The 22,433-nt window shown below is 51.6% G+C and carries 19 protein-coding genes and 1 pseudogene; 18 read left to right on the top strand and 2 right to left on the bottom strand.

Features of this window, described 5'->3' with window-relative positions:
* Window positions 1-5: 5 nt before the first annotated feature.
* The gene (gene ravA, locus ACFX4O_RS13875) at window positions 6-1,505 is read left to right on the top strand and encodes an ATPase RavA (protein ID WP_380209252.1); all 1,500 of its coding nucleotides are present in this window, start codon (window positions 6-8) and stop codon (window positions 1,503-1,505) included.
* A complete protein-coding gene (gene viaA / locus ACFX4O_RS13870) occupies window positions 1,499-2,950 on the top strand; it encodes an ATPase RavA stimulator ViaA (protein WP_380209254.1) in 1,452 nt (483 codons plus the stop codon). The genes ravA and viaA overlap by 7 nt, the downstream gene beginning before the upstream one ends.
* Here viaA and asnA read toward each other — a convergent pair.
* Window positions 2,947-3,939 (bottom strand): aspartate--ammonia ligase, encoded by a 993-nt coding sequence (asnA, locus tag ACFX4O_RS13865; RefSeq protein ID WP_380209256.1) that lies wholly within the window; start codon window positions 3,937-3,939, stop codon window positions 2,947-2,949. The two genes, viaA and asnA, sit on opposite strands and share 4 nt — an antisense overlap.
* 150 nt (window positions 3,940-4,089) lie before the next feature.
* Here asnA and asnC point away from each other — a divergent pair, with 150 nt between their 5' ends.
* The 13 genes from asnC (at window position 4,090) to ACFX4O_RS13800 (ending at window position 15,562) form a co-directional block, all read left to right on the top strand.
* Window positions 4,090-4,548: a transcriptional regulator AsnC gene (gene asnC / locus ACFX4O_RS13860; protein ID WP_131412985.1), complete on the top strand. Its 459-nt coding sequence runs from the start codon at window positions 4,090-4,092 to the stop codon at window positions 4,546-4,548.
* 118 nt (window positions 4,549-4,666) lie between these two features.
* Window positions 4,667-5,116 carry an FMN-binding protein MioC gene (gene mioC, locus ACFX4O_RS13855; protein ID WP_380209258.1) on the top strand — a complete coding sequence of 150 codons (450 nt, stop codon included), beginning with the start codon at window positions 4,667-4,669 and terminating at the stop codon, window positions 5,114-5,116.
* Window positions 5,117-5,488: 372 nt separating this feature from the next.
* Window positions 5,489-7,378 carry a tRNA uridine-5-carboxymethylaminomethyl(34) synthesis enzyme MnmG gene (gene mnmG, locus ACFX4O_RS13850; protein WP_380209260.1) on the top strand — a complete coding sequence of 630 codons (1,890 nt, stop codon included), beginning with the start codon at window positions 5,489-5,491 and terminating at the stop codon, window positions 7,376-7,378.
* Between the two features lie 54 nt (window positions 7,379-7,432).
* On the top strand, window positions 7,433-8,056 hold the full coding sequence (rsmG, locus tag ACFX4O_RS13845) for a 16S rRNA (guanine(527)-N(7))-methyltransferase RsmG (protein ID WP_380209262.1): 624 nt from the start codon (window positions 7,433-7,435) through the stop codon (window positions 8,054-8,056).
* Window positions 8,057-8,673: 617 nt separating this feature from the next.
* Window positions 8,674-9,054: a F0F1 ATP synthase subunit I gene (atpI, locus tag ACFX4O_RS13840; protein ID WP_131412993.1), complete on the top strand. Its 381-nt coding sequence runs from the start codon at window positions 8,674-8,676 to the stop codon at window positions 9,052-9,054.
* 8 nt (window positions 9,055-9,062) lie between these two features.
* On the top strand, window positions 9,063-9,881 hold the full coding sequence (gene atpB, locus ACFX4O_RS13835; protein WP_017458043.1) for a F0F1 ATP synthase subunit A: 819 nt from the start codon (window positions 9,063-9,065) through the stop codon (window positions 9,879-9,881).
* Between the two features lie 48 nt (window positions 9,882-9,929).
* A complete protein-coding gene (gene atpE, locus ACFX4O_RS13830) occupies window positions 9,930-10,169 on the top strand; it encodes a F0F1 ATP synthase subunit C (RefSeq protein ID WP_007369368.1) in 240 nt (79 codons plus the stop codon).
* Window positions 10,170-10,227: 58 nt separating this feature from the next.
* Window positions 10,228-10,698: a F0F1 ATP synthase subunit B gene (atpF, locus tag ACFX4O_RS13825; RefSeq protein ID WP_017458044.1), complete on the top strand. Its 471-nt coding sequence runs from the start codon at window positions 10,228-10,230 to the stop codon at window positions 10,696-10,698.
* A 13-nt stretch (window positions 10,699-10,711) separates the two neighbouring features.
* Window positions 10,712-11,245: a F0F1 ATP synthase subunit delta gene (gene atpH, locus ACFX4O_RS13820; RefSeq protein WP_131412995.1), complete on the top strand. Its 534-nt coding sequence runs from the start codon at window positions 10,712-10,714 to the stop codon at window positions 11,243-11,245.
* 12 nt (window positions 11,246-11,257) lie between these two features.
* A complete protein-coding gene (gene atpA / locus ACFX4O_RS13815) occupies window positions 11,258-12,799 on the top strand; it encodes a F0F1 ATP synthase subunit alpha (RefSeq protein WP_131412997.1) in 1,542 nt (513 codons plus the stop codon).
* A 50-nt stretch (window positions 12,800-12,849) separates the two neighbouring features.
* Window positions 12,850-13,713: a F0F1 ATP synthase subunit gamma gene (gene atpG / locus ACFX4O_RS13810; RefSeq protein ID WP_017458047.1), complete on the top strand. Its 864-nt coding sequence runs from the start codon at window positions 12,850-12,852 to the stop codon at window positions 13,711-13,713.
* A 26-nt stretch (window positions 13,714-13,739) separates the two neighbouring features.
* Window positions 13,740-15,122 (top strand): F0F1 ATP synthase subunit beta, encoded by a 1,383-nt coding sequence (gene atpD, locus ACFX4O_RS13805; protein ID WP_017458048.1) that lies wholly within the window; start codon window positions 13,740-13,742, stop codon window positions 15,120-15,122.
* Window positions 15,123-15,142: 20 nt separating this feature from the next.
* The gene (locus ACFX4O_RS13800) at window positions 15,143-15,562 is read left to right on the top strand and encodes a F0F1 ATP synthase subunit epsilon (protein WP_017458049.1); all 420 of its coding nucleotides are present in this window, start codon (window positions 15,143-15,145) and stop codon (window positions 15,560-15,562) included.
* Window positions 15,563-15,898: 336 nt separating this feature from the next.
* On the opposite strand, the gene ACFX4O_RS13795 is transcribed toward ACFX4O_RS13800, so the two are convergent.
* Window positions 15,899-18,016 (bottom strand): right-handed parallel beta-helix repeat-containing protein, encoded by a 2,118-nt coding sequence (locus ACFX4O_RS13795; protein WP_380209267.1) that lies wholly within the window; start codon window positions 18,014-18,016, stop codon window positions 15,899-15,901.
* Window positions 18,017-18,359: 343 nt separating this feature from the next.
* Between ACFX4O_RS13795 and glmU the strand changes: the two genes are divergently transcribed.
* From glmU to tnpA, 3 genes and pseudogenes are all read left to right on the top strand, one after another.
* Window positions 18,360-19,730 carry a bifunctional UDP-N-acetylglucosamine diphosphorylase/glucosamine-1-phosphate N-acetyltransferase GlmU gene (gene glmU / locus ACFX4O_RS13790; protein ID WP_380209269.1) on the top strand — a complete coding sequence of 457 codons (1,371 nt, stop codon included), beginning with the start codon at window positions 18,360-18,362 and terminating at the stop codon, window positions 19,728-19,730.
* Window positions 19,731-19,937: 207 nt separating this feature from the next.
* Window positions 19,938-21,767 (top strand): glutamine--fructose-6-phosphate transaminase (isomerizing), encoded by a 1,830-nt coding sequence (gene glmS, locus ACFX4O_RS13785; protein ID WP_380209271.1) that lies wholly within the window; start codon window positions 19,938-19,940, stop codon window positions 21,765-21,767.
* A gap of 197 nt (window positions 21,768-21,964) precedes the next feature.
* A pseudogene (gene tnpA / locus ACFX4O_RS13780) lies at window positions 21,965-22,424 on the top strand (IS200/IS605 family transposase).
* Window positions 22,425-22,433: the final 9 nt, after the last annotated feature.

Raw genomic sequence — 22,433 nt, 5'->3', positions numbered from 1 at the left:
CTATTATGGCTCACTCACATTTATTAGCAGAAAGAATTTCCCGTTTAAGCAGCGCGCTGGAAAAAGGGCTTTTTGAGCGCAGCCACGCCATTCGCCTTTGTTTGCTGGCGGCACTAAGCGGTGAGAGTGTGTTTCTTTTAGGTCCGCCGGGTATAGCCAAAAGCCTGATTGCTCGCCGCCTGAAATTTGCCTTCAAACATGCCCGCGCCTTCGAATATTTGATGACCCGTTTCTCCACGCCGGAAGAGGTGTTTGGCCCGCTTTCCATCCAGGCATTGAAAGATGAAGGGCGCTACGAGCGCTTAACCAGCGGCTATTTACCGGAAGCCGAAATTGTCTTTCTGGATGAAATCTGGAAAGCAGGTCCCGCCATTCTCAACACCCTGCTGACCGCGATTAATGAACGGCGTTTTCGAAATGGTGCCAGCGAAGAGAAAATCCCCATGCGTTTGCTGGTGGCCGCTTCTAACGAACTGCCGGAAGCGGACAACAGCCTTGAAGCGCTGTATGACCGCATGCTGATTCGGCTGTGGCTGGACAAAGTGCAGGAAAAGGGCAACTTCCGCTCGATGCTGATTAGCCAACAGGATGAGAACGACAACCCGGTGCCTGTAGAATTGCAAATCACCGATGAAGAGTACGCCAACTGGCAACAGGAGATCAGTAAGGTCAAACTGCCGGATAATGTCTTTGAGCTTATTTATACGTTACGCCAGCAACTTGATGCGCTGCCGAACGCGCCGTATGTTTCCGATCGTCGCTGGAAAAAGGCCATCCGCCTGTTGCAATCCAGCGCCTTTTTCAGCGGCCGCGATGCAGTCGCGCCGATTGATTTAATCCTGCTGAAAGATTGCCTGTGGCACGACGCCGAAGGCATGCGCTTGCTGCAACAACAGTTGGAAATATTGATGACCGGGCACGCCTGGCAACAACAATCGATGATTGCGCAGCTCACCACAATTTCGCAGCGCCACCTGCAACTTCAGCAACAGCAAAGCGACAAAACAGCGCTCAAAGTCAGCCGCCAGGGTGGCATGTTTAGCCGACGTCCCCATTACGATTTGCCCGCCGATTTAGCCGAACCGGTGCTGACACTCCTCCTGCAACAGCCGTTAAAATTGCATGACTTGCAGGTTATTCACGTCACCATTGAACGCAGTGCGCTGGAGCAGTGGCTGGCGAAAGGCGGTGAGATCCGCGGCAAACTCAACGGCATTGGTTTTGCGCAAGTGCTGAATCTGGAAGTGGATACCAGCCTGCATCTGTTAATCCGCGACGTTAGCCTGCAAGGATCGCGCCTTGCTCTGCCCGGTGGCAGCGCCTCAGAAAATGTTCCGGAAGAGATCAAACAGCAACTGGAAGTGCTGGACAACAACTGGCACCAACAACATACCCGTTTTAATGAACAGCAAAAATGCCTGTTTATCGCAGCCGACTGGTTAGGTCGTATTGAAGCCAGCCTGCAGGATGTCCGGGCGCAAATCCAACAGGCACGGCAATGCTAACGCTGGAAACACTGAATGTGATGCTCACCATCAGTGAAGAGGCGTTGGTTGAAGAACTTATCGTCCTCCTGCTGGCATCCCCGCAACTGGCGCTGTTTTTCGAAAAATTCCCCAAGCTTAAACACGCGATCACTGAAGATGTGCCGCGCTGGCGTGAGGCACTAAAAAAGCATCTGAAAGAGGCTGAAGTGCCGCCTGAGCTGGCGCAAGAAGTTCTGAGCTACCAGCAAAACCAGTTGCTTTCAACCTCACAGTTTACTGTTCAGCTCCCGCAAATTCTGGGTTTGCTGGATAAGCTGCGCTCCCCTTTCGCGACGCAGGCACGACAAATGGTGGTCGATAACCCGGTCTTTACGCCAGCGCTGCATACTCTGTTTTTGCAACGCTGGCGGTTGAGCCTGGTGGTGCAAACCACCGCTTTTAATCAGCAGTTACTGGAAGAAGAGCGTGAGCAATTGCTCAGTGAAGTGCAGGAACGCATGACACTCAGCGGTCAGCTCGAGCCGGTACTGATCGAAAATGAAAACGCCGCAGGCAGACTATGGGATATGAGCGCCGGGCAGCTCAAACGCGCTGACTATCAGTTGATCGTTAAGTACGGTGATTTTCTCAAAGAACAACCGGAACTCCGGCAACTTGCTGAACAGCTTGGCCGCTCACGGGAAGCCAAATCGGTGCCGCGTAAAGATGCGCCAATGGAAACCTTCCGTACGCTGGTGCGCGAACCGGCAATCGTACCGGAGCAGGTTGATGGGTTATATCAGAGCGACGATATCCTGCGGTTATTGCCGCCTGAACTGGCGACGCTGGGTATCACCGAACTGGAGTATGAGTTTTACCGGCGGCTGGTGGAAAAACAGTTGCTAACTTACCGTCTGCACGGCGATGCCTGGCGGGAAAAAGTGACGGAACGTCCGGTCATTCACCAGGATTTTGACGAGCAACCGCGCGGGCCATTCATAGTCTGTGTCGATACCTCCGGCTCCATGGGCGGCTTTAACGAACAGTGTGCAAAAGCGTTCTGCCTGGCACTGATGCGCGTGGCGCTGGCAGACAAGCGGCGCTGTTTTATTATGCTTTTTTCCAGCGAAGTGGTGCGCTACGAACTGACCAGCACACTGGGGCTGGAGCAGGCGATCCGTTTCCTCAGCCAACGCTTTCGCGGTGGCACCGATCTGGCGAGCTGTTTTCGCGCGATCATCGAACGGATGCAGGGTGGAGAGTGGTATGACGCAGACGCGGTAGTGATTTCTGATTTCATCGCCCAGCGCCTGCCAGACGATGTCGTCAGTAAAGTAAAAGAACTACAGCACATTCATCAACATCGCTTTCACGCGGTGGCAATGTCGTCGCACGGCAAGCCCGGTATCATGCGTATCTTCGACCATATCTGGCGCTTCGATACCGGGATGCGCAGCCGCCTGTTACGGCGCTGGCGGCGTTAAAGCAGGCCGGAAACCTGTTCGCGAACTTGCGCAGGCCACACGCCGCACTGCACCTGCCCAATGTGCGGTAATTGCAGCAGCAGCATAGTAAGGCGCGATTGACCGATACCACCGCCGATGGTTTGCGGCATCTCACCGCGCAGCAGCGCCTGGTGCCACTCCAGCTGTAAACGGTCTTCATCTCCTGTTAGCTTCAACTGGCGCGTTAAGGCCTCGGCATCAACGCGAATGCCCATTGACGACAGCTCCAGCGCATCTTCCAGAACCGGGTTCCACACCAGAATATCGCCATTCAGCCCACTGAAACCCGCTTCCGCCGCCGTGCTCCAGTCATCATAATCCGGTGCGCGCACATCGTGGCGCTTGCCGTCGCTAAGCTTGCCGCCAATACCCATCAGGAACACTGCGCCCAGCTCTTTAGCGATCGCTCTCTCGCGCCCTTTGGCATCGAGATGCGGAAAGCGGCTGAGCAGCGTTTCGCTATGTACAAAATGGATCTGTTCTGGTAGGAACGGTGCCAGACCAAATCGTTCGCTGACGGCGGCTTCGGTCTCTTTGATTCCTGACCAGATCGCCTCAACGGTGTTTTTTAAGGTTGTCAGTTGACGTTGATCGTCACCAAGTACACGTTCCCAGTCCCACTGATCCACATAAACGGAGTGAATAGAAGAAAGGCGATCTTCATCCGGACGCAGGGCTTTCATGTGCGTGTACAGCCCTTCGCCAGCGCTGAAGTCGTGCTGACCCAGCGTCTGACGTTTCCATTTAGCCAGTGAATGCACCACTTCGAAAAGGGCATCCGGCAGCGTTTTCACATTGACCTGTACCGCTTTTTCACACCCCGACAGGTTATCTTGCGTGCCATCACCGACGCGGCTAAGGATCGGTGCCTGAACTTCAATCAGTCCCAGTTTCTCCTCCAGCTGGCGAGAGAAAAAAGATTTCACGAAAGCAATCTGGTGTTGTTTGGCGATGTAAGCGGTTTTCATTATGTAACTCCTGTGTCCTGTTGCTATCCATTAAGCAATAAAACATCGCAATAACTCAATAATTCACAACTAAAAAGCCGTTAACGCTTTTGATTCGTCAAAACAACACGCTAAAATAGAGAGAATCATTATTATTCATAAGAAAATCCTATGGAAAATTATCAGATAGACAATCTGGACCGCGGCATCCTCAACGCGTTAATGGCCAACGCACGTACCGCGTATGCTGAGCTGGCCAAACAGTTTGGCGTCAGCCCCGGCACCATTCACGTTCGCGTTGAGAAAATGAAACAGGCAGGGATCATTACTGGTGCGCGCATTGACGTAAGCCCGAAACAATTGGGTTATGACGTCTGTTGCTTTATCGGCATCATTTTGAAAAGCGCCAAAGATTACCCCTCCGCGCTGGCAAAGCTGGAAAGTCTGGAGGAAGTGACCGAGGCTTACTACACCACTGGCCACTACAGCATCTTTATAAAGGTGATGTGTCGATCCATCGACGCCCTGCAACAGGTACTTATCAACAAGATCCAAACAATTGATGAAATCCAATCCACAGAGACGCTGATCTCCCTGCAAAACCCGATCATGCGTACGATCCGCCCTTAACCGGGCATTTTCATCCTCAAACAATACCCGCATTGTCCACAGGTAGATCCCAGCCCATTCACAGCGTACAATGCCCCCCTATTTATCGCCGAATGGTGAGTAAAACGGAGCGGGCTTTATGGCAGACATCACTCTTATTAGCGGCAGTACCCTTGGCGGCGCGGAATACGTGGCAGAACATCTGGCGGAAAAGCTGGAAGACGCGGGTTTCAGTACCGAGACGCTGCACGGCCCGCTTTTAGAGGATCTCACTTTGCAGGGCACCTGGCTGGTGGTCAGCTCCACCCATGGCGCGGGCGATCTGCCCGAAAATCTGCAACCGCTTTTAGACGATTTGAATGAGCAAAAGCCGGATCTGTCCCAGGTACGCTTTGGCGCTATTGGTATCGGTAGTCGAGAATATGACACTTTCTGTCAGGCGATCGAAAAACTGGAAGCCTCATTAACGGCATGCGGCGCAAAAAAGATCGGTGAAACACTGAAGATCAACATCCTTGATCACGATATTCCGGAGGATCCGGCGGAAGAATGGCTGGGATCCTGGAAAAATTTACTCAATAACGATTAAAGATCGTGCGATCAGATGTGGATAACTATGCTTAAAAGCACTGATCAACCGGTAGTTATCCCATGCATAACAATGATTCAGTTTTTGACCTGTGTATAACTAGCCATTTTGATCCCAGCTTATACGGTTCAGGATCACCGATCATTCACAGCTAAAGATCCTGCCTAATGACTTGATCTTAAAGTGATGATCCGGGTTATCCACAAGACCTGTCGATCCTAATAAGAGATCACAATAGAACAGATCTCTACATATAAAAGATCTTCTTTTTAATAGCCGGGATCCGATCCTTTCTCACTGGACTAAAGTTGAGTAGAATCCACGGCCCAAGCTTCAATCCAATTTCTAACCGCTCAGGCGAGGCATACCACCATGTTTTATCCGGATCCTTTTGACGTCATTATCATTGGCGGGGGTCATGCAGGCACTGAGGCCGCAATGGCCGCAGCGCGTATGGGTCAGCAGACCCTGCTTTTGACACACAATATCGACACGCTGGGGCAGATGAGCTGCAACCCGGCGATCGGCGGTATTGGGAAAGGACACCTGGTAAAAGAAGTGGATGCGCTCGGCGGGTTGATGGCGAAGGCGATCGATCAGGCCGGTATTCAGTTTAGGATACTAAACGCCAGCAAAGGCCCGGCAGTGCGCGCGACTCGTGCGCAGGCCGACCGCGTACTTTACCGTCAGGCAGTGCGTACGGCGCTGGAAAACCAACCGAACCTGATGATCTTCCAGCAGGCGGTTGAAGATCTTATTGTCGAAAACGATCGCGTTGTTGGCGCAGTGACCCAGATGGGGCTCAAATTCCGTGCGAAAGCGGTGGTGCTGACTGTAGGTACGTTTCTGGACGGTAAGATCCATATTGGTCTTGATAACTACAGCGGCGGTCGGGCTGGTGATCCGCCATCCATTCCGCTGTCGCGCCGTTTGCGTGAACTGCCGCTGCGCGTCAGCCGCCTGAAAACCGGAACACCGCCGCGTATTGACGCACGCACTATCGATTTTAGCGTCCTGGCCCAGCAGCATGGCGATAACCCGATGCCGGTGTTCTCGTTTATGGGCAACGCTGCTCAACACCCGCGTCAGGTTCCATGCTACGTCACGCATACCAATGAAAAAACCCACGATGTGATCCGCAATAACCTCGATCGTAGCCCGATGTACGCTGGTGTTATCGAAGGGATCGGTCCGCGTTACTGCCCGTCGATCGAAGATAAAGTCATGCGCTTTGCCGATCGCAATCAGCACCAGATTTTCCTTGAGCCGGAAGGGCTGACCTCAAACGAAATTTACCCGAACGGTATCTCCACCAGCCTGCCGTTTGATGTGCAGATGCAAATTGTGCGCTCCATGCAGGGAATGGAAAACGCGAAGATTGTTCGCCCTGGCTACGCCATTGAGTACGACTTCTTCGATCCGCGCGACCTGAAACTGACGCTGGAAAGCAAATTTATCCAGGGTCTGTTCTTTGCCGGCCAGATTAACGGCACCACCGGGTATGAAGAAGCTGCAGCCCAGGGGCTGTTGGCGGGGCTGAACGCCGCGCGCTTCTCTGCTGAAAAAGAGGGTTGGGCGCCGCGCCGCGATCAGGCTTACCTTGGCGTTCTGGTGGACGATCTTTGCACCCTGGGTACGAAAGAGCCGTACCGCATGTTTACCTCCCGTGCGGAATATCGCCTGATGCTGCGCGAAGACAATGCCGATCTGCGCCTGACGGAAGCGGGCCGTGAGCTGGGCCTGGTCGATGACGCGCGCTGGGCGCGTTTCAACGAAAAACTGGAGACTATCGAGCGTGAACGTCAGCGCCTGAAATCCCAGTGGGTATCACCAGCGTCTGAACATGCGCCTGCGGTAAACGAGCATCTGACCGCACCGCTGTCGCGCGAAGCCAGCGGTGAAGATCTGCTGCGTCGTCCCGAGATGACCTACGAGCAACTGGTTCAGTTGACCCCATTCGCACCGGGTCTGGACGATCAGCAAGCTGCCGAGCAGGTGGAAATCCAGGTGAAATACGAGGGTTACATCGCGCGTCAGCAGGATGAGATCGAAAAACAGCAGCGCAATGAGAACACGCTGTTGCCCGCATCGCTGGATTACCGCCAGGTTAACGGCCTGTCCAACGAAGTGATTGCCAAGCTTAACGATCACAAACCGTCATCCATTGGCCAGGCATCACGCATCTCCGGGATCACCCCGGCGGCTATCTCCATTCTGCTGGTGTGGCTGAAAAAACAAGGTATGCTGCGCCGTAGCGCCTAATCTTACTTTTCTGCCCGGTTTTTACCGGGCATTTTAATTCCACAGGTAACAACCGTGCTTAACAAACTCTCTCGTCTGCTCAATGAAGCGGGTATTTCGTTGTCCGATCACCAGCAACAGCAACTGGTGGCTTACGTCGAACTGCTGCACAAATGGAACAAAGCGTACAACCTGACTTCCGTGCGCGATCCCAACGAGATGTTGATCCGCCATATCCTCGACAGCGTTGTGGTTGCGCCTTACCTGCAAGGCTCACGCTTTATTGACGTCGGGACCGGCCCAGGATTACCAGGCATTCCATTGTCGATCGTCCGTCCTGAATCGCACTTCACTTTGCTCGACAGCCTTGGCAAACGTGTACGGTTTTTGCGCCAGGTTCAGCATGAATTGAAACTCGGCAATATCGAACCGGTGCAGAGCCGTGTCGAAGATTTCCCGGCAGAACCGCCGTTTGACGGCGTTATAAGCCGCGCTTTCGCTTCGCTGAACGACATGGTGAGCTGGTGCAGACATTTGCCTGGCAAAGAAGGGCGCTTCTATGCGCTTAAAGGTTTAATGCCGGAAGAGGAGATTGCGCTGTTACCCGCTGATTTGAGTGTAGAAACTATTGTTAAACTGCATGTTCCGCACCTGGATGGCGAGCGTCATTTGGTCGTCGTTAAAGCAAATAAAGTTTAATTTTTATCAAAAAATGTATCTTTCGTGCGGTTGCTGCGATGTTAAAAAACGGCATTAAAAACGATGATACGTTCGGTTACATTTAACCGTATTTTTACCAGGATTTTTCTGACATTTAACGATGAGAGATTTATTAACGCCTGGAATAATCAACTATGAAAATATCAGCCCGCTAAAAATCGGCCTCGATAACGAAATATTGATGTTAAATAATTATTAAAAATGTCAATAAAACGTTTTCATAGTAGATATGAGTGTTTTAAAAAGAGTTGTGATAAATCGGCTTAAATATCAGAAAGATGAAAAGTATCAAATTCCCGCTGCGATAAATATGGCTGGTGCATAAATGTTTATTTTGTGACCGAGTGCACGCTTTATCATCAGGAATTTCGCGTTATTTGCACTTTTGCCCGAAGGTTCACAGTTTCTGCAAAAGTTTAAAAATAGCCCTTGGGAAAAATATTTAAACATTTATTCACCTTTTCGCTACTTATTGTTTGAAATCACGAGACCGCACCGTATAATTTGACCGCTTTTTGATGCTTGACTCCGGGCCTCAAAGAACGTTTTATACGACACGCGGCATACCTCAAAGGGAGCAGGAGTTAAGAAACGCAATGTCTGTGTCGCTCTATAGTCGAAACGTTGCTCGCAGGCTTCTGCTTATTCAGTTTCTGGCAGTAATGGCAAGTGGATTGCTGTTTAGCCTCAAAGACCCCTTCTGGGGCATTTCCGCCGTGTGCGGAGGTATGGCAGTCTTACTGCCGAATATGTTGTTTATGATTTTTGCCTGGCGTCATCAGGCGCATACACCCGCTAAAGGCCGAGTGGCCTGGACCTTCGCCTTCGGTGAAGCGCTCAAGGTGTTGATAACATTCGTGTTACTGGTGGTGGCGCTGGCAGTTTTCAAGGTGGCTTTTTTGCCGCTGATAGTCACGTGGGTTTCGGTGCTGGTTGTTCAGATACTGGCACCTGCTGTAATTAACAACAAAGGGTAAGAGGCATCATGTCTGCAGGAGAATACTCAACACCGCAGGAGTACATCGGTCACCATCTGAATAACCTTCAGATTGACTTACGTACCTTCTCGCTGGTGGATCCGCATAACCCCCCGGCCACCTTCTGGACGCTGAATATCGACTCCATGTTTTTCTCAGTGGTTCTGGGTCTGTTGTTCCTGGTGATGTTCCGTAGCGTAGCGAAAAAAGCCACCAGCGGTGTCCCAGGGAAATTCCAGACGGCGATTGAGCTGGTGATTGGTTTTGTTCATGGTAGCGTCAAAGACATGTACCACGGCAAAAGCAAGCTTATCGCACCACTGGCCCTGACGATTTTCGTCTGGGTATTCCTGATGAACCTGATGGATCTTTTGCCTATCGACTTCCTTCCGTGGATTGGCGAGCACGTCCTGGGTCTGCCTGCACTGCGCGTGGTGCCGTCTGCTGACGTGAACATCACCCTGTCGATGGCGCTGGGCGTATTTATCCTGATTCTGTTCTACAGCATCAAAATGAAGGGTATTGGCGGTTTCGCTAAAGAGCTGACTCTCCAGCCGTTCAACCATCCGGTATTTATTCCGGTAAACCTTATCCTTGAGGGCGTGAGCCTGCTGTCCAAACCGGTTTCACTCGGTCTGCGACTGTTCGGCAACATGTACGCGGGTGAGTTGATTTTCATTCTGATCGCGGGTCTTCTGCCGTGGTGGTCACAGTGGATTCTGAATGTGCCTTGGGCCATTTTCCACATCCTGATCATTACGCTGCAAGCCTTTATCTTCATGGTTCTGACGATTGTCTATCTGTCGATGGCATCCGAAGAGCATTGATTTTTAACAACACTACTACGTTTTAACTGAAACAAACTGGAGACTGTCATGGAAAACCTGAATATGGATCTGCTGTACTTGGCTGCCGCTGTGATGATGGGTCTGGCGGCAATCGGTGCTGCGATCGGTATCGGCATCCTCGGGGGTAAATTCCTGGAAGGCGCAGCGCGTCAGCCGGATCTGATTCCTCTGCTGCGTACTCAGTTCTTTATCGTAATGGGTCTGGTGGATGCTATCCCGATGATCGCTGTGGGTCTGGGTCTGTACGTGATGTTTGCTGTCGCGTAGTAAGGGTTGCTTTTCAAGCAATTGTTTAGAACGTTAACCAGATAAGAGGCATTGTGCTGTGAATCTAAACGCAACAATCCTCGGCCAGGCCATCGCGTTTGTCCTGTTCGTTCTGTTCTGCATGAAGTACGTATGGCCGCCGTTAATGGCTGCCATCGAAAAACGTCAGAAAGAAATTGCTGACGGCCTTGCTTCCGCAGAACGAGCTAAAAAGGACCTTGACCTTGCACAGGCCAATGCGACCGACCAGCTGAAAAAAGCGAAAGCTGAAGCTCAGGTAATCATTGAACAGGCGAACAAACGTCGTTCTCAGATCCTGGACGAAGCGAAAGCAGAAGCCGAGCAGGAACGTACCAAAATCGTGGCGCAGGCGCAGGCGGAAATTGACGCCGAACGCAAACGTGCCCGCGAAGAGCTGCGTAAGCAAGTGGCTCTGCTGGCAGTAGCCGGCGCCGAGAAAATCATCGAGCGTTCCGTGGATGAAGCTGCTAACAGCGACATCGTGAATAAACTGGTCGCTGAACTGTAAGGAGGAGGGGCTGATGTCTGAATTTGTAACGGTAGCTCGCCCCTACGCCAAAGCAGCTTTTGACTTTGCCGTCGAAACTCAGAGTGTTGATCGCTGGCAGGACATGCTGGCGTTTGCCGCCGAGGTGACGAAAAATGAAGACATGGCAGAGCTTATCTCCGGCGCGTTAGCACCGGAAACGCTCGCTAAGTCGTTTATCGCAGTCTGTGGGGAGCAACTTGACGACAAAGGTCAGAACCTGATCCGGGTGATGGCTGAAAATGGTCGAATCAAAGTGCTTCCTGATGTTCTTGAGCAGTTTATTCAGTTACGCGCAGCCAGCGAGGCAATCGCCGAAGTCGAAGTGACTTCCGCGATCGCACTGAGTGAAGAACAGCTTTCGAAAATCCGCGCTGCGATGGAAAAACGTCTGTCACGCAAAGTGAAGCTGAATTGCAATATCGATAAGTCTGTAATGGCAGGCGTAATCATCCGAGCGGGTGATATGGTCATTGATGGCAGCGTACGCGGCCGTCTTGAACGCCTTGCAGACGTCTTGCAGTCTTAAGGGGACTGGAGCATGCAACTGAATTCCACCGAAATCAGCGAACTGATCAAGCAGCGCATTGCTCAGTTCAGTGTTGTGAGCGAAGCTCACAACGAAGGTACTATTGTTTCTGTAAGTGACGGTGTTATCCGCATCCACGGCCTGGCCGACTGTATGCAGGGCGAGATGATTTCTCTGCCGGGTAACCGTTACGCTATCGCACTGAACCTGGAGCGCGACTCCGTAGGTGCGGTTGTGATGGGTCCGTACGCTGACCTCGCCGAAGGCATGAAGGTTAAGTGTACTGGCCGTATTCTGGAAGTTCCGGTTGGCCGTGGCCTGCTTGGACGTGTGGTCAACACCCTGGGCGCGCCGATCGACGGTAAAGGTCCGGTTGATAACGATGGCTTCTCGCCAATCGAAGTTATCGCCCCGGGCGTTATTGATCGTCAGTCCGTCGATCAGCCGGTACAGACGGGTTATAAATCCGTTGATGCCATGATCCCAATCGGTCGTGGTCAGCGTGAATTGATCATCGGTGACCGTCAGACCGGTAAAACCGCGATGGCAATCGATGCGATCATCAACCAGCGCGATTCCGGCATCAAATGCGTATACGTCGCTATCGGCCAGAAAGCCTCTACCATTTCTAACGTGGTACGTAAGCTGGAAGAGCACGGTGCACTGTCCAACACCATCGTTGTTGTGGCAACCGCTTCTGAATCTGCTGCACTGCAATACCTGGCACCGTATGCCGGTTGCGCAATGGGCGAATACTTCCGTGACCGCGGTGAAGATGCGCTGATCGTATACGATGACCTGTCTAAACAGGCTGTCGCTTACCGCCAGGTTTCCCTGCTGCTCCGTCGTCCGCCAGGACGTGAAGCATTCCCGGGCGACGTATTCTATCTCCACTCTCGTCTGCTGGAGCGCGCATCCCGCGTTAATGCTGAATACGTTGAAAACTTCACCAAAGGTGAAGTGAAAGGTAAAACCGGTTCTCTGACCGCGCTGCCGATCATCGAAACCCAGGCGGGTGACGTTTCTGCGTTCGTTCCGACCAACGTAATTTCTATTACCGATGGTCAGATCTTCCTGGAAACCAACCTGTTTAACTCCGGTATTCGTCCGGCAGTTAACCCGGGTATCTCCGTATCTCGTGTGGGTGGTGCAGCTCAGACCAAGATCATCAAGAAACTGTCCGGTGGTATTCGTACCGCGCTGGCGCAGTATCGTGAATTGGCGGCGTTCTCTCAGTTCGCTTCCGATCTAGATGAAGCGACCCGTAAACAGCTGAGTCATGGTCAGAAAGTGACCGAGCTGCTGAAACAGAAACAGTATGCCCCTATGTCTGTTGCACAACAGGGCCTGGTGCTGTTCGCGGCTGAGCGCGGTTACCTCGAAGATGTGGAACTGGCGAAAATCGGTAGCTTCGAAGCCGCTCTGTTGGCTTTCGCTGACCGTGATCACGCTCCGCTGATGCAAGAGATCAACCAGTCCGGTGGCTATAACGACGAAATCGAAGGCAAGCTGAAAGGCCTCCTCGATTCCTTCAAAGCAACCCAATCCTGGTAACGTCTGGCGGCTTGTCTTAGGGCAGGCCGCAAGGCATTGAGGAGAAGCTCATGGCCGGCGCAAAAGAGATACGTAGTAAGATCGCAAGCGTCCAGAACACGCAGAAGATCACTAAAGCGATGGAGATGGTCGCCGCTTCCAAAATGCGTAAATCGCAGGATCGCATGGCGTCCAGCCGTCCTTATGCAGATACCATGCGCAAAGTGATTGGTCACCTTGCAAACGGTAATCTGGAATATAAGCACCCCTACCTGGAAGAACGCGACGTTAAACGCGTGGGCTACCTGGTGGTGTCGACCGACCGTGGTCTGTGCGGTGGTTTGAACATTAACCTGTTCAAAAAACTGCTGGCGGATATGAAAGCATGGTCCGATAAAGGCGTTCAGAGCGAACTCGCGATGATCGGCTCTAAAGGCGTCTCTTTCTTTAATTCCGTAGGTGGCAACGTTGTCGCTCAGGTGACGGGCATGGGTGATAACCCGTCCTTGTCAGAACTGATCGGCCCGGTAAAAGTGATGTTGCAAGCCTACGACGAAGGTCGTCTCGACAAGCTTTATATTGTTAGCAACAAATTTATCAACACTATGTCTCAGGTTCCGACCATCACTCAGTTGCTGCCGTTACCGGCTGCAGAAGATGAAGAGTTGAAGCGTAAATCCTGGGATTATCTGTATGAACCTGATCCAAAAGCGCTGCTGGACACTCTCCTGCGTCGTTATGTTGAATCTCAGGTTTACCAGGGTGTTGTGGAAAACCTGGCCAGCGAGCAGGCCGCACGTATGGTGGCGATGAAAGCCGCGACCGACAATGGCGGCAGCCTGATTAAAGAGCTGCAGTTGGTATACAACAAAGCTCGTCAGGCCAGCATTACTCAGGAACTCACCGAAATCGTCGGTGGTGCATCCGCGGTATAACCAGGTTAATTCGTAGAGGATTCATGATGGCTACTGGAAAAATTGTCCAGGTAATCGGCGCCGTAGTTGACGTCGAATTCCCTCAGGATGCCGTACCGCGCGTGTACGATGCTCTTGAGGTTAAAAATGGTAACGAGACGCTGGTGCTGGAAGTTCAGCAGCAGCTCGGCGGCGGTATCGTACGTACCATCGCCATGGGTTCTTCTGACGGTCTGCGTCGTGGTCTGGAAGTTAATGACCTTGCGCACCCGATCGAAGTCCCGGTAGGTAAAGCTACACTGGGTCGTATCATGAACGTGCTCGGTCAGCCGATCGACATGAAAGGCGACATCGGTGAAGAAGAGCGTTGGGCAATTCACCGCGCGGCACCTTCCTATGAAGAGCTCTCCAGCTCTCAGGAACTGCTGGAAACCGGCATCAAAGTTATTGACCTGATGTGTCCGTTCGCTAAGGGCGGTAAAGTTGGTCTGTTCGGTGGTGCGGGCGTAGGTAAAACCGTAAACATGATGGAGCTGATTCGTAACATTGCGATCGAGCACTCCGGTTACTCTGTGTTTGCGGGCGTGGGTGAACGTACTCGTGAGGGTAACGACTTCTACCACGAAATGACCGACTCCAACGTTCTGGATAAAGTATCCCTGGTTTACGGCCAGATGAACGAGCCGCCGGGAAACCGTCTGCGCGTTGCGCTGACCGGCCTGACCATGGCTGAGAAGTTCCGTGACGAAGGTCGTGACGTTCTGTTGTTCGTCGACAACATCTACCGTTATACCCTCGCCGGTACTGAAGTATCCGCACTGCTGGGCCGTATGCCTTCAGCGGTAGGTTACCAGCCGACGCTGGCGGAAGAGATGGGCGTTCTGCAGGAACGTATCACCTCCACCAAAACCGGTTCTATCACCTCCGTTCAGGCTGTATACGTACCTGCGGATGACTTGACTGACCCGTCTCCAGCCACCACCTTTGCGCACCTTGATGCAACCGTGGTACTGAGCCGTCAGATCGCGTCTCTGGGTATCTACCCGGCCGTTGACCCGCTGGATTCCACCAGCCGTCAGCTGGATCCGCTGGTTGTTGGTCAGGAGCACTACGACACCGCGCGTGGCGTACAGTCTCTGCTGCAACGTTATCAGGAACTGAAAGACATCATCGCCATCCTGGGTATGGATGAGCTGTCTGAAGAAGATAAACTGGTGGTAGCTCGCGCACGTAAGATTCAGCGCTTCCTGTCCCAGCCGTTCTTCGTAGCGGAAGTATTTACTGGTTCTCCGGGCAAATACGTCTCCCTGAAAGACACCATCCGTGGCTTTAAAGGCATCATGGAAGGCGAATACGATCACCTGCCGGAGCAGGCGTTCTACATGGTTGGTTCCATCGAAGAAGCAGTGGAAAAAGCCAAAAAACTTTAACGCCTTAATCGGAGGGTGATATGGCAATGACTTACCACCTGGACGTCGTCAGCGCAGAGCAACAAATGTTCTCTGGTCTGGTCGAAAAAATCCAGGTAACGGGCAGTGAAGGTGAACTGGGTATTTTCCCGGGTCACGCACCGCTGCTCACCGCCATTAAGCCTGGTATGATCCGCATCGTAAAACAGTTCGGTCATGAAGAGTTTATCTATCTGTCCGGCGGCATTCTTGAAGTGCAACCGAGCAGTGTGACCGTTCTGGCTGATACCGCTATTCGTGGCCAGGATCTCGACGAAGCGCGAGCCCTGGAATCGAAGCGTAAAGCAGAAGAGCACATTAATAGCTCTCACGGTGACGTGGATTACGCTCAGGCGTCTGCGGAGCTGGCGAAAGCCATCGCGAAACTGCGTGTTATCGAGTTGACCAAAAAAGCGATGTAACACCGGCTTGAACGTTAAAAAGCCAGTCTGGTTTCCAGGCTGGCTTTTTTTATGGCAGTGTTCCACAGAATATGAAGCTGAAAGTGTGTTTTATTATTTTGTGATGTGCATCACAAAAATGTTGATCGGTTAAAAAATGAAGCGTAGACTCTTTTTTGTGAAGTTCATCACAGAAAATAACCTTCAGTCAAAGCAGGAAACCATTATGAAACTGATCAACAAAATCATCGCTCTCTTCAGCAATATGAACATCTCTTTCGGTACGTTCAATCAGTAATTGCTGATATGCCGAGTGGCGCCACGCTTACCGTTGTGTGATAAGCGAGCGCCATCTGGCTACATCTTCAGTTCCGCCAGCACCGCCCCGCTATCCAACGCTTTCCCCTTCTTATTCACACTCTGCCCTTTCACTATAAAATAATTCGTCTCATCAATATTTCCGACCACCGCATCGTCATAGCGACCCGGCGCACTGCGCACAGATTTATTGTTGGTGAATTTCCCCTGGGTAGACGCATCACCGTAGGGACTTGGGCGGAAAATAAAGTTAAAGCGTTGATTATCCGCAGCGATATTGTTTTCTACCACCAACGCGCCAGGGTTAAAGTTGTCGGTGAAACCGTCCAGATGGTTACCTATCGCTTTGCTGTTACGCACCTGATGCGCGACAGGCTGTCCTTCTCCCCCTAGTTTGAAACCGTTGCTGGTATTGTTGCGGGCAATAGAATTCTCGATCACCACAACACCGTTGCCTCCGTCCTCAATCTTGTTAAACAAATCAAAACCGTCATCAATATTGTCATGGGAGTAGCATCTCTCCAGGCGGTTACCGTCACCGACGCGCATCTTCACAGCGAAACCGTCAGCATTTATTTTACCCGGATCTTCATTCCCCCAGGACTCCGAGTCGATCACGCGGTTATGGCTCGCCCACAATGCACGACCAATGTTTTCCGGTGAGGAAATTTGAATGCCGGTATCGTCATTACGCCAGGCGACCACTTTTTCTATCACGTTATGGCTACCCTGCACGCGCAGGCTTTTGTCAGTAACTTCAATGCCTTTGATATGCCAGTAGCTGGCATCAACCAGTAAACCGTGGATCACCACTTTGCCATCGGCTTGCAGCGTTTTTTGTTTATCACGCAAGCCGCTGGCGGTGAGTGGGATCTCTGCCCGGGCATAATCTCCAGCTTTCAGGTTAATCGTCCCGCCTGGCGGCAACAGAGAGATTGCAGTCGGTAAATCAAGAGGCGATGCAACGGTGCCTTCACCATCTGCTTTACCATCAGCTGCGACATACAGCGTTGAAACAGTGGTTCCGGCCACCCTTTCGACGTTGAACGTCTGCGAAATGGGGGTTGTCTCTTTGCCGCTTGTCGGCGTAAAGGTCAGTGCAAAAGTGTTCTCTGCCGCCAGGTGGGTCGGCAGGCTATACATTTCTCCTGCTTTCACCGGTTTTTCATTACCGATCACCACTTCATTCTGCCGAACGCTAAACAAGCCATCATAATTAGCGCGTGCCTGTATCGTGTAGGCTTCGCCAATGCTTTGTGTGGGAGAGGCTATTTGTACGACAACCGGCAACGGCTTAGCCTGCCAGGGCTTAGAGTCAATGGTCTGGGCTTTACTGGTGGTCAATGTGGCATTGCTGACCACGATTTTGGCGTTACGTGAAGCAAAAAAACCCACGTAATAGTGGTCCTTATTTTGTACCGAAATCAGATCGGCGCGCGGTACGCTGCGGCTGACCCATTTATCACTGCCCTGCGGTGCCCATGCGCTGATAAAACCGTCGTTGGTACGTTCTAATTTCAGGCGGAAGGTTGGCGTCTGGCGAAGATCAACCTCTTCCTGGTAACTCTGTTTCGAGATTGCAGCACCTGCGTTCCCCCACGGCTGACTAATCCCCTCGCGGGTAATCGCTTGCATCTTCACACGGAAATTATCTTTTTTATCCTGCGTCATAATGGCGTTCATCACCATATTCGATGCCGCCGGAAACTCTTCATAACCCTCCTTCAGCGGCTGTTGGCGTGGATTTCCTAACACGTCTCGTACCAGCAAACCTGCACCTTCCTGCGCTGCGGGTTTTGCACCGTTTTCCGGACCAAACTGCTCAACGGTAATGGTTGCCTGTAAGACAAAATTTTCGTTACTGGGAAGCTGGGTATAAAAAAACGTCAGCCCGTCGTGGGAATTAGCGATTTTGCCGCCGCGGCTTTCAATAGTGATCGGATTCGTTAAATCTGCCTCATCCGCCACAGAGAGCTTTTTACCAGCGATGGTGACATCATTGACGCCAATTTTTTCTGGTAACACGTTCGATGAGAAATTCACGTCGGTAGATTGCCCAAAAGCAATAGCTTTCCAGACGGGAGCTGCTGCAGCCAACGCAGGAATGGAAATCAGCGAACTGCAAACCGTGAGGGCCAGAGGTATTTTATAATTCATTCTATTCTCCTGATTGATAATTGCCTGCCATTATCATCAAGATGAAACGCTGTTTCTTTTTTGTTCGTCACACTCTTTGATGATTAAAACGCTGTTTTGTTTTTGTGCGATCTTTATTCAGGATGAAAATAATTGCTAACTCATTGTATGAATTAGCACCAGCGGGAAATGGTGCTATTTTTCAGCGGCAAACTGATTTACTCTGCGCACCAAATAGCCTTCAAATGGCTTGTAACAACGGAACTTGAGCGTTTCGTCGGCAATCCATTTCATGCTGCAAAATATGTAGAATTTTCAACGCGAAAGAGGTTTACTTCTTTCCCAAAATAGAGTCAGGACGCATATGTTGAACACAAAAATGAGTGTGGTGATCCTTGCTGCGGGCAAAGGCACACGCATGTATTCCGATCTTCCCAAGGTGCTGCATACGCTTGCAGGGAAAGCAATGGTTCAGCATGTCATTGATACCGCAACTGTTCTTGGCGCGAACCACGTTCATCTGGTGTATGGCCACGGCGGCGATCTGCTCAAACAACGCCTTTCTGACGATAAACTTAATTGGGTTTTACAAGCTGAACAGCTGGGTACTGGCCATGCGATGCAGCAGGCTGCACCGTTCTTTGCTGATGACGAAGATATTCTCATGCTCTACGGCGATGTGCCGCTGATTTCGGTGGAAACACTGGAACGTCTGCGTGCTGCAAAACCGCAAGGTGGGATCGGTTTGTTAACTGTGGTTCTGGATGACCCTTCTGGATATGGCCGTATCACGCGCGAAAACGGCGTCGTGACCGGCATTATTGAGCAGAAAGATGCCAGTGAAGACCAGCGTAAGATTAATGAAATCAATACCGGTATTTTGATCGCCAATGGTGGCGATATGAAACGCTGGCTTGGCAAGCTCAACAACAACAATGCACAGGGTGAATACTACATCACCGATATCATTGCGCTGGCTTATCAGGAAGGGCGTGAAATTGTCGCTGTTCACCCGCAGCGCCTGAGCGAAGTGGAAGGCGTTAACAATCGTCTTCAGTTGTCACGTCTGGAACGTGCTTACCAGTCTGAACAAGCCGAGAAATTGCTGCTGGCAGGCGTTATGTTGCGCGATCCAGCGCGTTTCGATCTGCGCGGTACGCTGGAACATGGGCGGGATGTCGAGATCGATGCTAACGTCATCATTGAAGGGCACGTTAAGCTCGGTCATCGCGTGAAGATCGGTGCCGGTTGTATCCTGAAAAACAGCGAAATTGGCGATGATTGCGAAATCAGCCCGTACAGCGTTGTGGAAGATGCTCGTCTGGAAGCGGAATGTACCATCGGTCCTTTTGCGCGTTTGCGCCCGGGCGCTGAATTGCTGGTTGGCGCGCATGTCGGCAACTTTGTTGAAATGAAAAAAGCGCGTCTGGGAAAAGGCTCGAAAGCCGGGCATCTGAGCTATCTGGGCGATGCGGAAATTGGCGACAACGTGAATGTTGGCGCAGGCGTCATCACCTGTAACTATGACGGCGCAAACAAACATAAAACCATCATCGGTGATGATGTGTTTGTTGGTTCTGATACGCAGCTGGTGGCACCTGTCACGGTCGGCAAAGGTGCGACGATTGCCGCTGGTACCACGGTGACGCGCAACGTTAACGAAAATGAACTGGTTTTAAGCCGCGTGCCGCAGGTGCAAAAACAGGGCTGGCAGCGTCCGGTGAAGAAGAAGTAACGATTTTAGGGATGAGGGGAAAGATAATTCCCCCGCCCAAATGCAGTACCTATAAAAATAACCCCACTCTCTACAAGGCTCGGGGAGTCCGGTAATCGGACACTTACACCCAATAATTCGCGTTGTACAAAGGCAGCGTTGAAGCATGAGGTGTAAACAGGTTGACCGACAACAAAAGGCATAATGCCAAAATCGGAATCAAAAAATATGTGTGGAATTGTTGGCGCAGTCGCGCAACGTGATGTAGCTGAAATCCTTCTCGAAGGCCTTCGTCGTCTGGAATACCGTGGTTATGATTCTGCTGGTCTGGCAGTGGTTGATGCACAAGGTCATATGACTCGCCTGCGTCGTCTCGGTAAAGTACAGATGCTCTCTCAGGCGGCGGAAGAACACCCACTGCATGGTGGAACCGGTATTGCGCACACCCGCTGGGCAACACACGGTGAACCGTCGGAAGGGAATGCGCATCCGCATGTTTCTGACCATATTGTTGTGGTGCATAACGGTATTATCGAAAACCATGAACCGCTGCGTGAAGAGTTAAAAGCGCGCGGTTATGTGTTTGTTTCTGAAACGGATACCGAAGTTATCGCGCACCTTGTTCATTGGGAGCTGGAGCAAGGTGGCACACTGCGTGAAGCCGTGTTGCGCACTATCCCTCAGTTACGCGGTGCATATGGCACGGTCATAATGGATACCCGCGATCCCAGCACGCTGCTGGCAGCGCGTTCTGGCAGCCCGCTGGTTATTGGCCTTGGCATGGGCGAAAACTTTATTGCATCCGATCAGCTGGCGTTGCTGCCAGTGACCCGCCGCTTTATTTTCCTTGAAGAGGGCGATATTGCTGAAGTCACTCGCCGTAGCGTGACTGTTTTTGATAAATCCAGCGCGCAGGTTAAGCGCCCTGAGATCGAATCTAATCTGCAATATGACGCTGGCGATAAAGGTATTTACCGCCATTACATGCAGAAAGAGATCTACGAACAGCCGAACGCCATCAAAAATACCCTGACCGGCCGCATCCGCCACGGTGAAGTGGATCTGAGCGAACTGGGGCCGAATGCCAACGAACTGCTGTCAAAAGTTGAGCATATTCAGATTGTTGCCTGCGGTACGTCTTATAATTCCGGAATGGTTTCCCGCTACTGGTTTGAAGCGCTGGCTGGCGTTCCGTGCGATGTCGAAATCGCTTCTGAGTTCCGCTATCGCAAATCTGCGGTGCGTCGCAATAGCCTGATGATCACACTGTCGCAGTCTGGTGAAACGGCGGATACGCTGGCGGCGCTGCGTTTGTCGAAAGAACTGGGGTATCTGGGTTCGCTGGCCATTTGTAACGTTCCGGGTTCCTCGCTGGTGCGTGAATCCGATCTGGCGATGATGACCAATGCCGGTACGGAAATCGGCGTTGCATCAACCAAAGCGTTCACCACTCAGCTCACCGTATTGCTGATGCTGGTGGCGAAACTGAGCCGCCTGAAAGGGCTGGATGCGGCCATTGAGCACGATATCGTTCATGGTTTGCAGGCGCTGCCGAGCCGCATTGAGCAGATGTTGTCGCAGGATAAACGCATTGAAGCGCTGGCAGAAGATTTCTCTGACAAGCATCATGCGCTGTTCCTTGGCCGTGGCGATCAATATCCGATCGCGCTGGAAGGCGCGCTGAAGCTGAAAGAGATCTCTTACATTCACGCCGAAGCGTATGCCGCAGGTGAGTTGAAACATGGCCCATTGGCGCTGATTGATGCCGATATGCCGGTGATTGTCGTTGCGCCAAACAACGAACTGCTGGAAAAACTGAAATCCAATATCGAAGAAGTTCGCGCCCGTGGCGGCGTGCTGTATGTCTTCGCCGATCAGGATGCCGGTTTCACCAGCAATGACAATATGCACATTATCGATATGCCGCATGTTGAAGAGGTGATCGCGCCAATCTTCTATACCGTGCCGCTGCAACTGCTGGCTTACCACGTTGCGCTGATCAAAGGCACCGACGTGGATCAACCGCGTAACCTGGCGAAATCGGTTACTGTGGAATAAGGTCTTAAGCTCGTCATTGTGTAGAAAGAGGTTGCCTGGTGGCAGCCTCTTTTTTGTGCACAGAAAACCCCCAGCTAGGCTGGGGTTCCGGAAAGCTTTCAGCTTTGAGCCAGTTATTAAAACCCCTTTTGATTTGTTAAAACACCTTGCGGTCTGGCAACTGCAAGTGTCAAACAAGAAATCAAAAGGGGGTCCCAATGGGGGACGAAAAGAGCTTAGCGCACACCCGATGGAACTGTAAATATCACATAGTTTTTGCGCCGAAATACCGAAGACAGGCGTTCTACGGAGAGAAGCGTAGAGCAATAGGCAGAATTTTGAGAAAGCTGTGTGAGTGGAAAAACGTACGGATTCTGGAAGCTGAATGCTGCGCAGAGCATATCCATATGCTTGTGGAAATCCCGCCCAAAATGAGAGTATCCGGCTTTATGGGATATCTGAAAGGGAAAAGCAGTCTGATGCTTTACGAGCAGTTTGGGGATTTGAAATTCAAATACAGGAACAGGGAGTTCTGGTGTCGGGGATACTACGTCGATACGGTGGGTAAGAACACGGCGAAGATACAGGATTACATAAAGCACCAGCTTGAAGAGGATAAAATTGGGCGAGCAGTTATCGATCCCTTATCCGGGTAGCCCGTTTACGGGCCGTAAGTAACGAAGTCTG

The organism is Kosakonia sp. YIM B13571 (genome assembly GCF_042788095.1).
In the GTDB taxonomy this organism is placed as follows: domain Bacteria; phylum Pseudomonadota; class Gammaproteobacteria; order Enterobacterales; family Enterobacteriaceae; genus Kosakonia; species Kosakonia quasisacchari.
Note: the sequence above shows the minus strand (reverse complement) of the source record. Positions and strands in the feature narration are given on the sequence as shown.

Bases quoted from the DNA above. Each gene is read 5' to 3' on its own strand.
- viaA (WP_380209254.1), top strand. From the start codon at position 1,499: ATGCTAACGCTGGAAACACTGAATGTGATGCTCACCATCAGTGAAGAG.
- ACFX4O_RS13800 (WP_017458049.1), top strand. From the start codon at position 15,143: ATGGCAATGACTTACCACCTGGACGTCGTCAGCGCAGAGCAACAAATG.
- atpH (WP_131412995.1), top strand. From the start codon at position 10,712: ATGTCTGAATTTGTAACGGTAGCTCGCCCCTACGCCAAAGCAGCTTTT.
- ravA (WP_380209252.1), top strand. From the start codon at position 6: ATGGCTCACTCACATTTATTAGCAGAAAGAATTTCCCGTTTAAGCAGC.
- atpG (WP_017458047.1), top strand. From the start codon at position 12,850: ATGGCCGGCGCAAAAGAGATACGTAGTAAGATCGCAAGCGTCCAGAAC.
- atpB (WP_017458043.1), top strand. From the start codon at position 9,063: ATGTCTGCAGGAGAATACTCAACACCGCAGGAGTACATCGGTCACCAT.
- asnC (WP_131412985.1), top strand. From the start codon at position 4,090: ATGGAAAATTATCAGATAGACAATCTGGACCGCGGCATCCTCAACGCG.
- atpI (WP_131412993.1), top strand. From the start codon at position 8,674: ATGTCTGTGTCGCTCTATAGTCGAAACGTTGCTCGCAGGCTTCTGCTT.
- glmS (WP_380209271.1), top strand. From the start codon at position 19,938: ATGTGTGGAATTGTTGGCGCAGTCGCGCAACGTGATGTAGCTGAAATC.
- ACFX4O_RS13795 (WP_380209267.1), bottom strand. From the start codon at position 18,016: ATGAATTATAAAATACCTCTGGCCCTCACGGTTTGCAGTTCGCTGATT.
- asnA (WP_380209256.1), bottom strand. From the start codon at position 3,939: ATGAAAACCGCTTACATCGCCAAACAACACCAGATTGCTTTCGTGAAA.
- mnmG (WP_380209260.1), top strand. From the start codon at position 5,489: ATGTTTTATCCGGATCCTTTTGACGTCATTATCATTGGCGGGGGTCAT.
- glmU (WP_380209269.1), top strand. From the start codon at position 18,360: ATGTTGAACACAAAAATGAGTGTGGTGATCCTTGCTGCGGGCAAAGGC.
- mioC (WP_380209258.1), top strand. From the start codon at position 4,667: ATGGCAGACATCACTCTTATTAGCGGCAGTACCCTTGGCGGCGCGGAA.
- atpE (WP_007369368.1), top strand. From the start codon at position 9,930: ATGGAAAACCTGAATATGGATCTGCTGTACTTGGCTGCCGCTGTGATG.
- atpD (WP_017458048.1), top strand. From the start codon at position 13,740: ATGGCTACTGGAAAAATTGTCCAGGTAATCGGCGCCGTAGTTGACGTC.
- atpA (WP_131412997.1), top strand. From the start codon at position 11,258: ATGCAACTGAATTCCACCGAAATCAGCGAACTGATCAAGCAGCGCATT.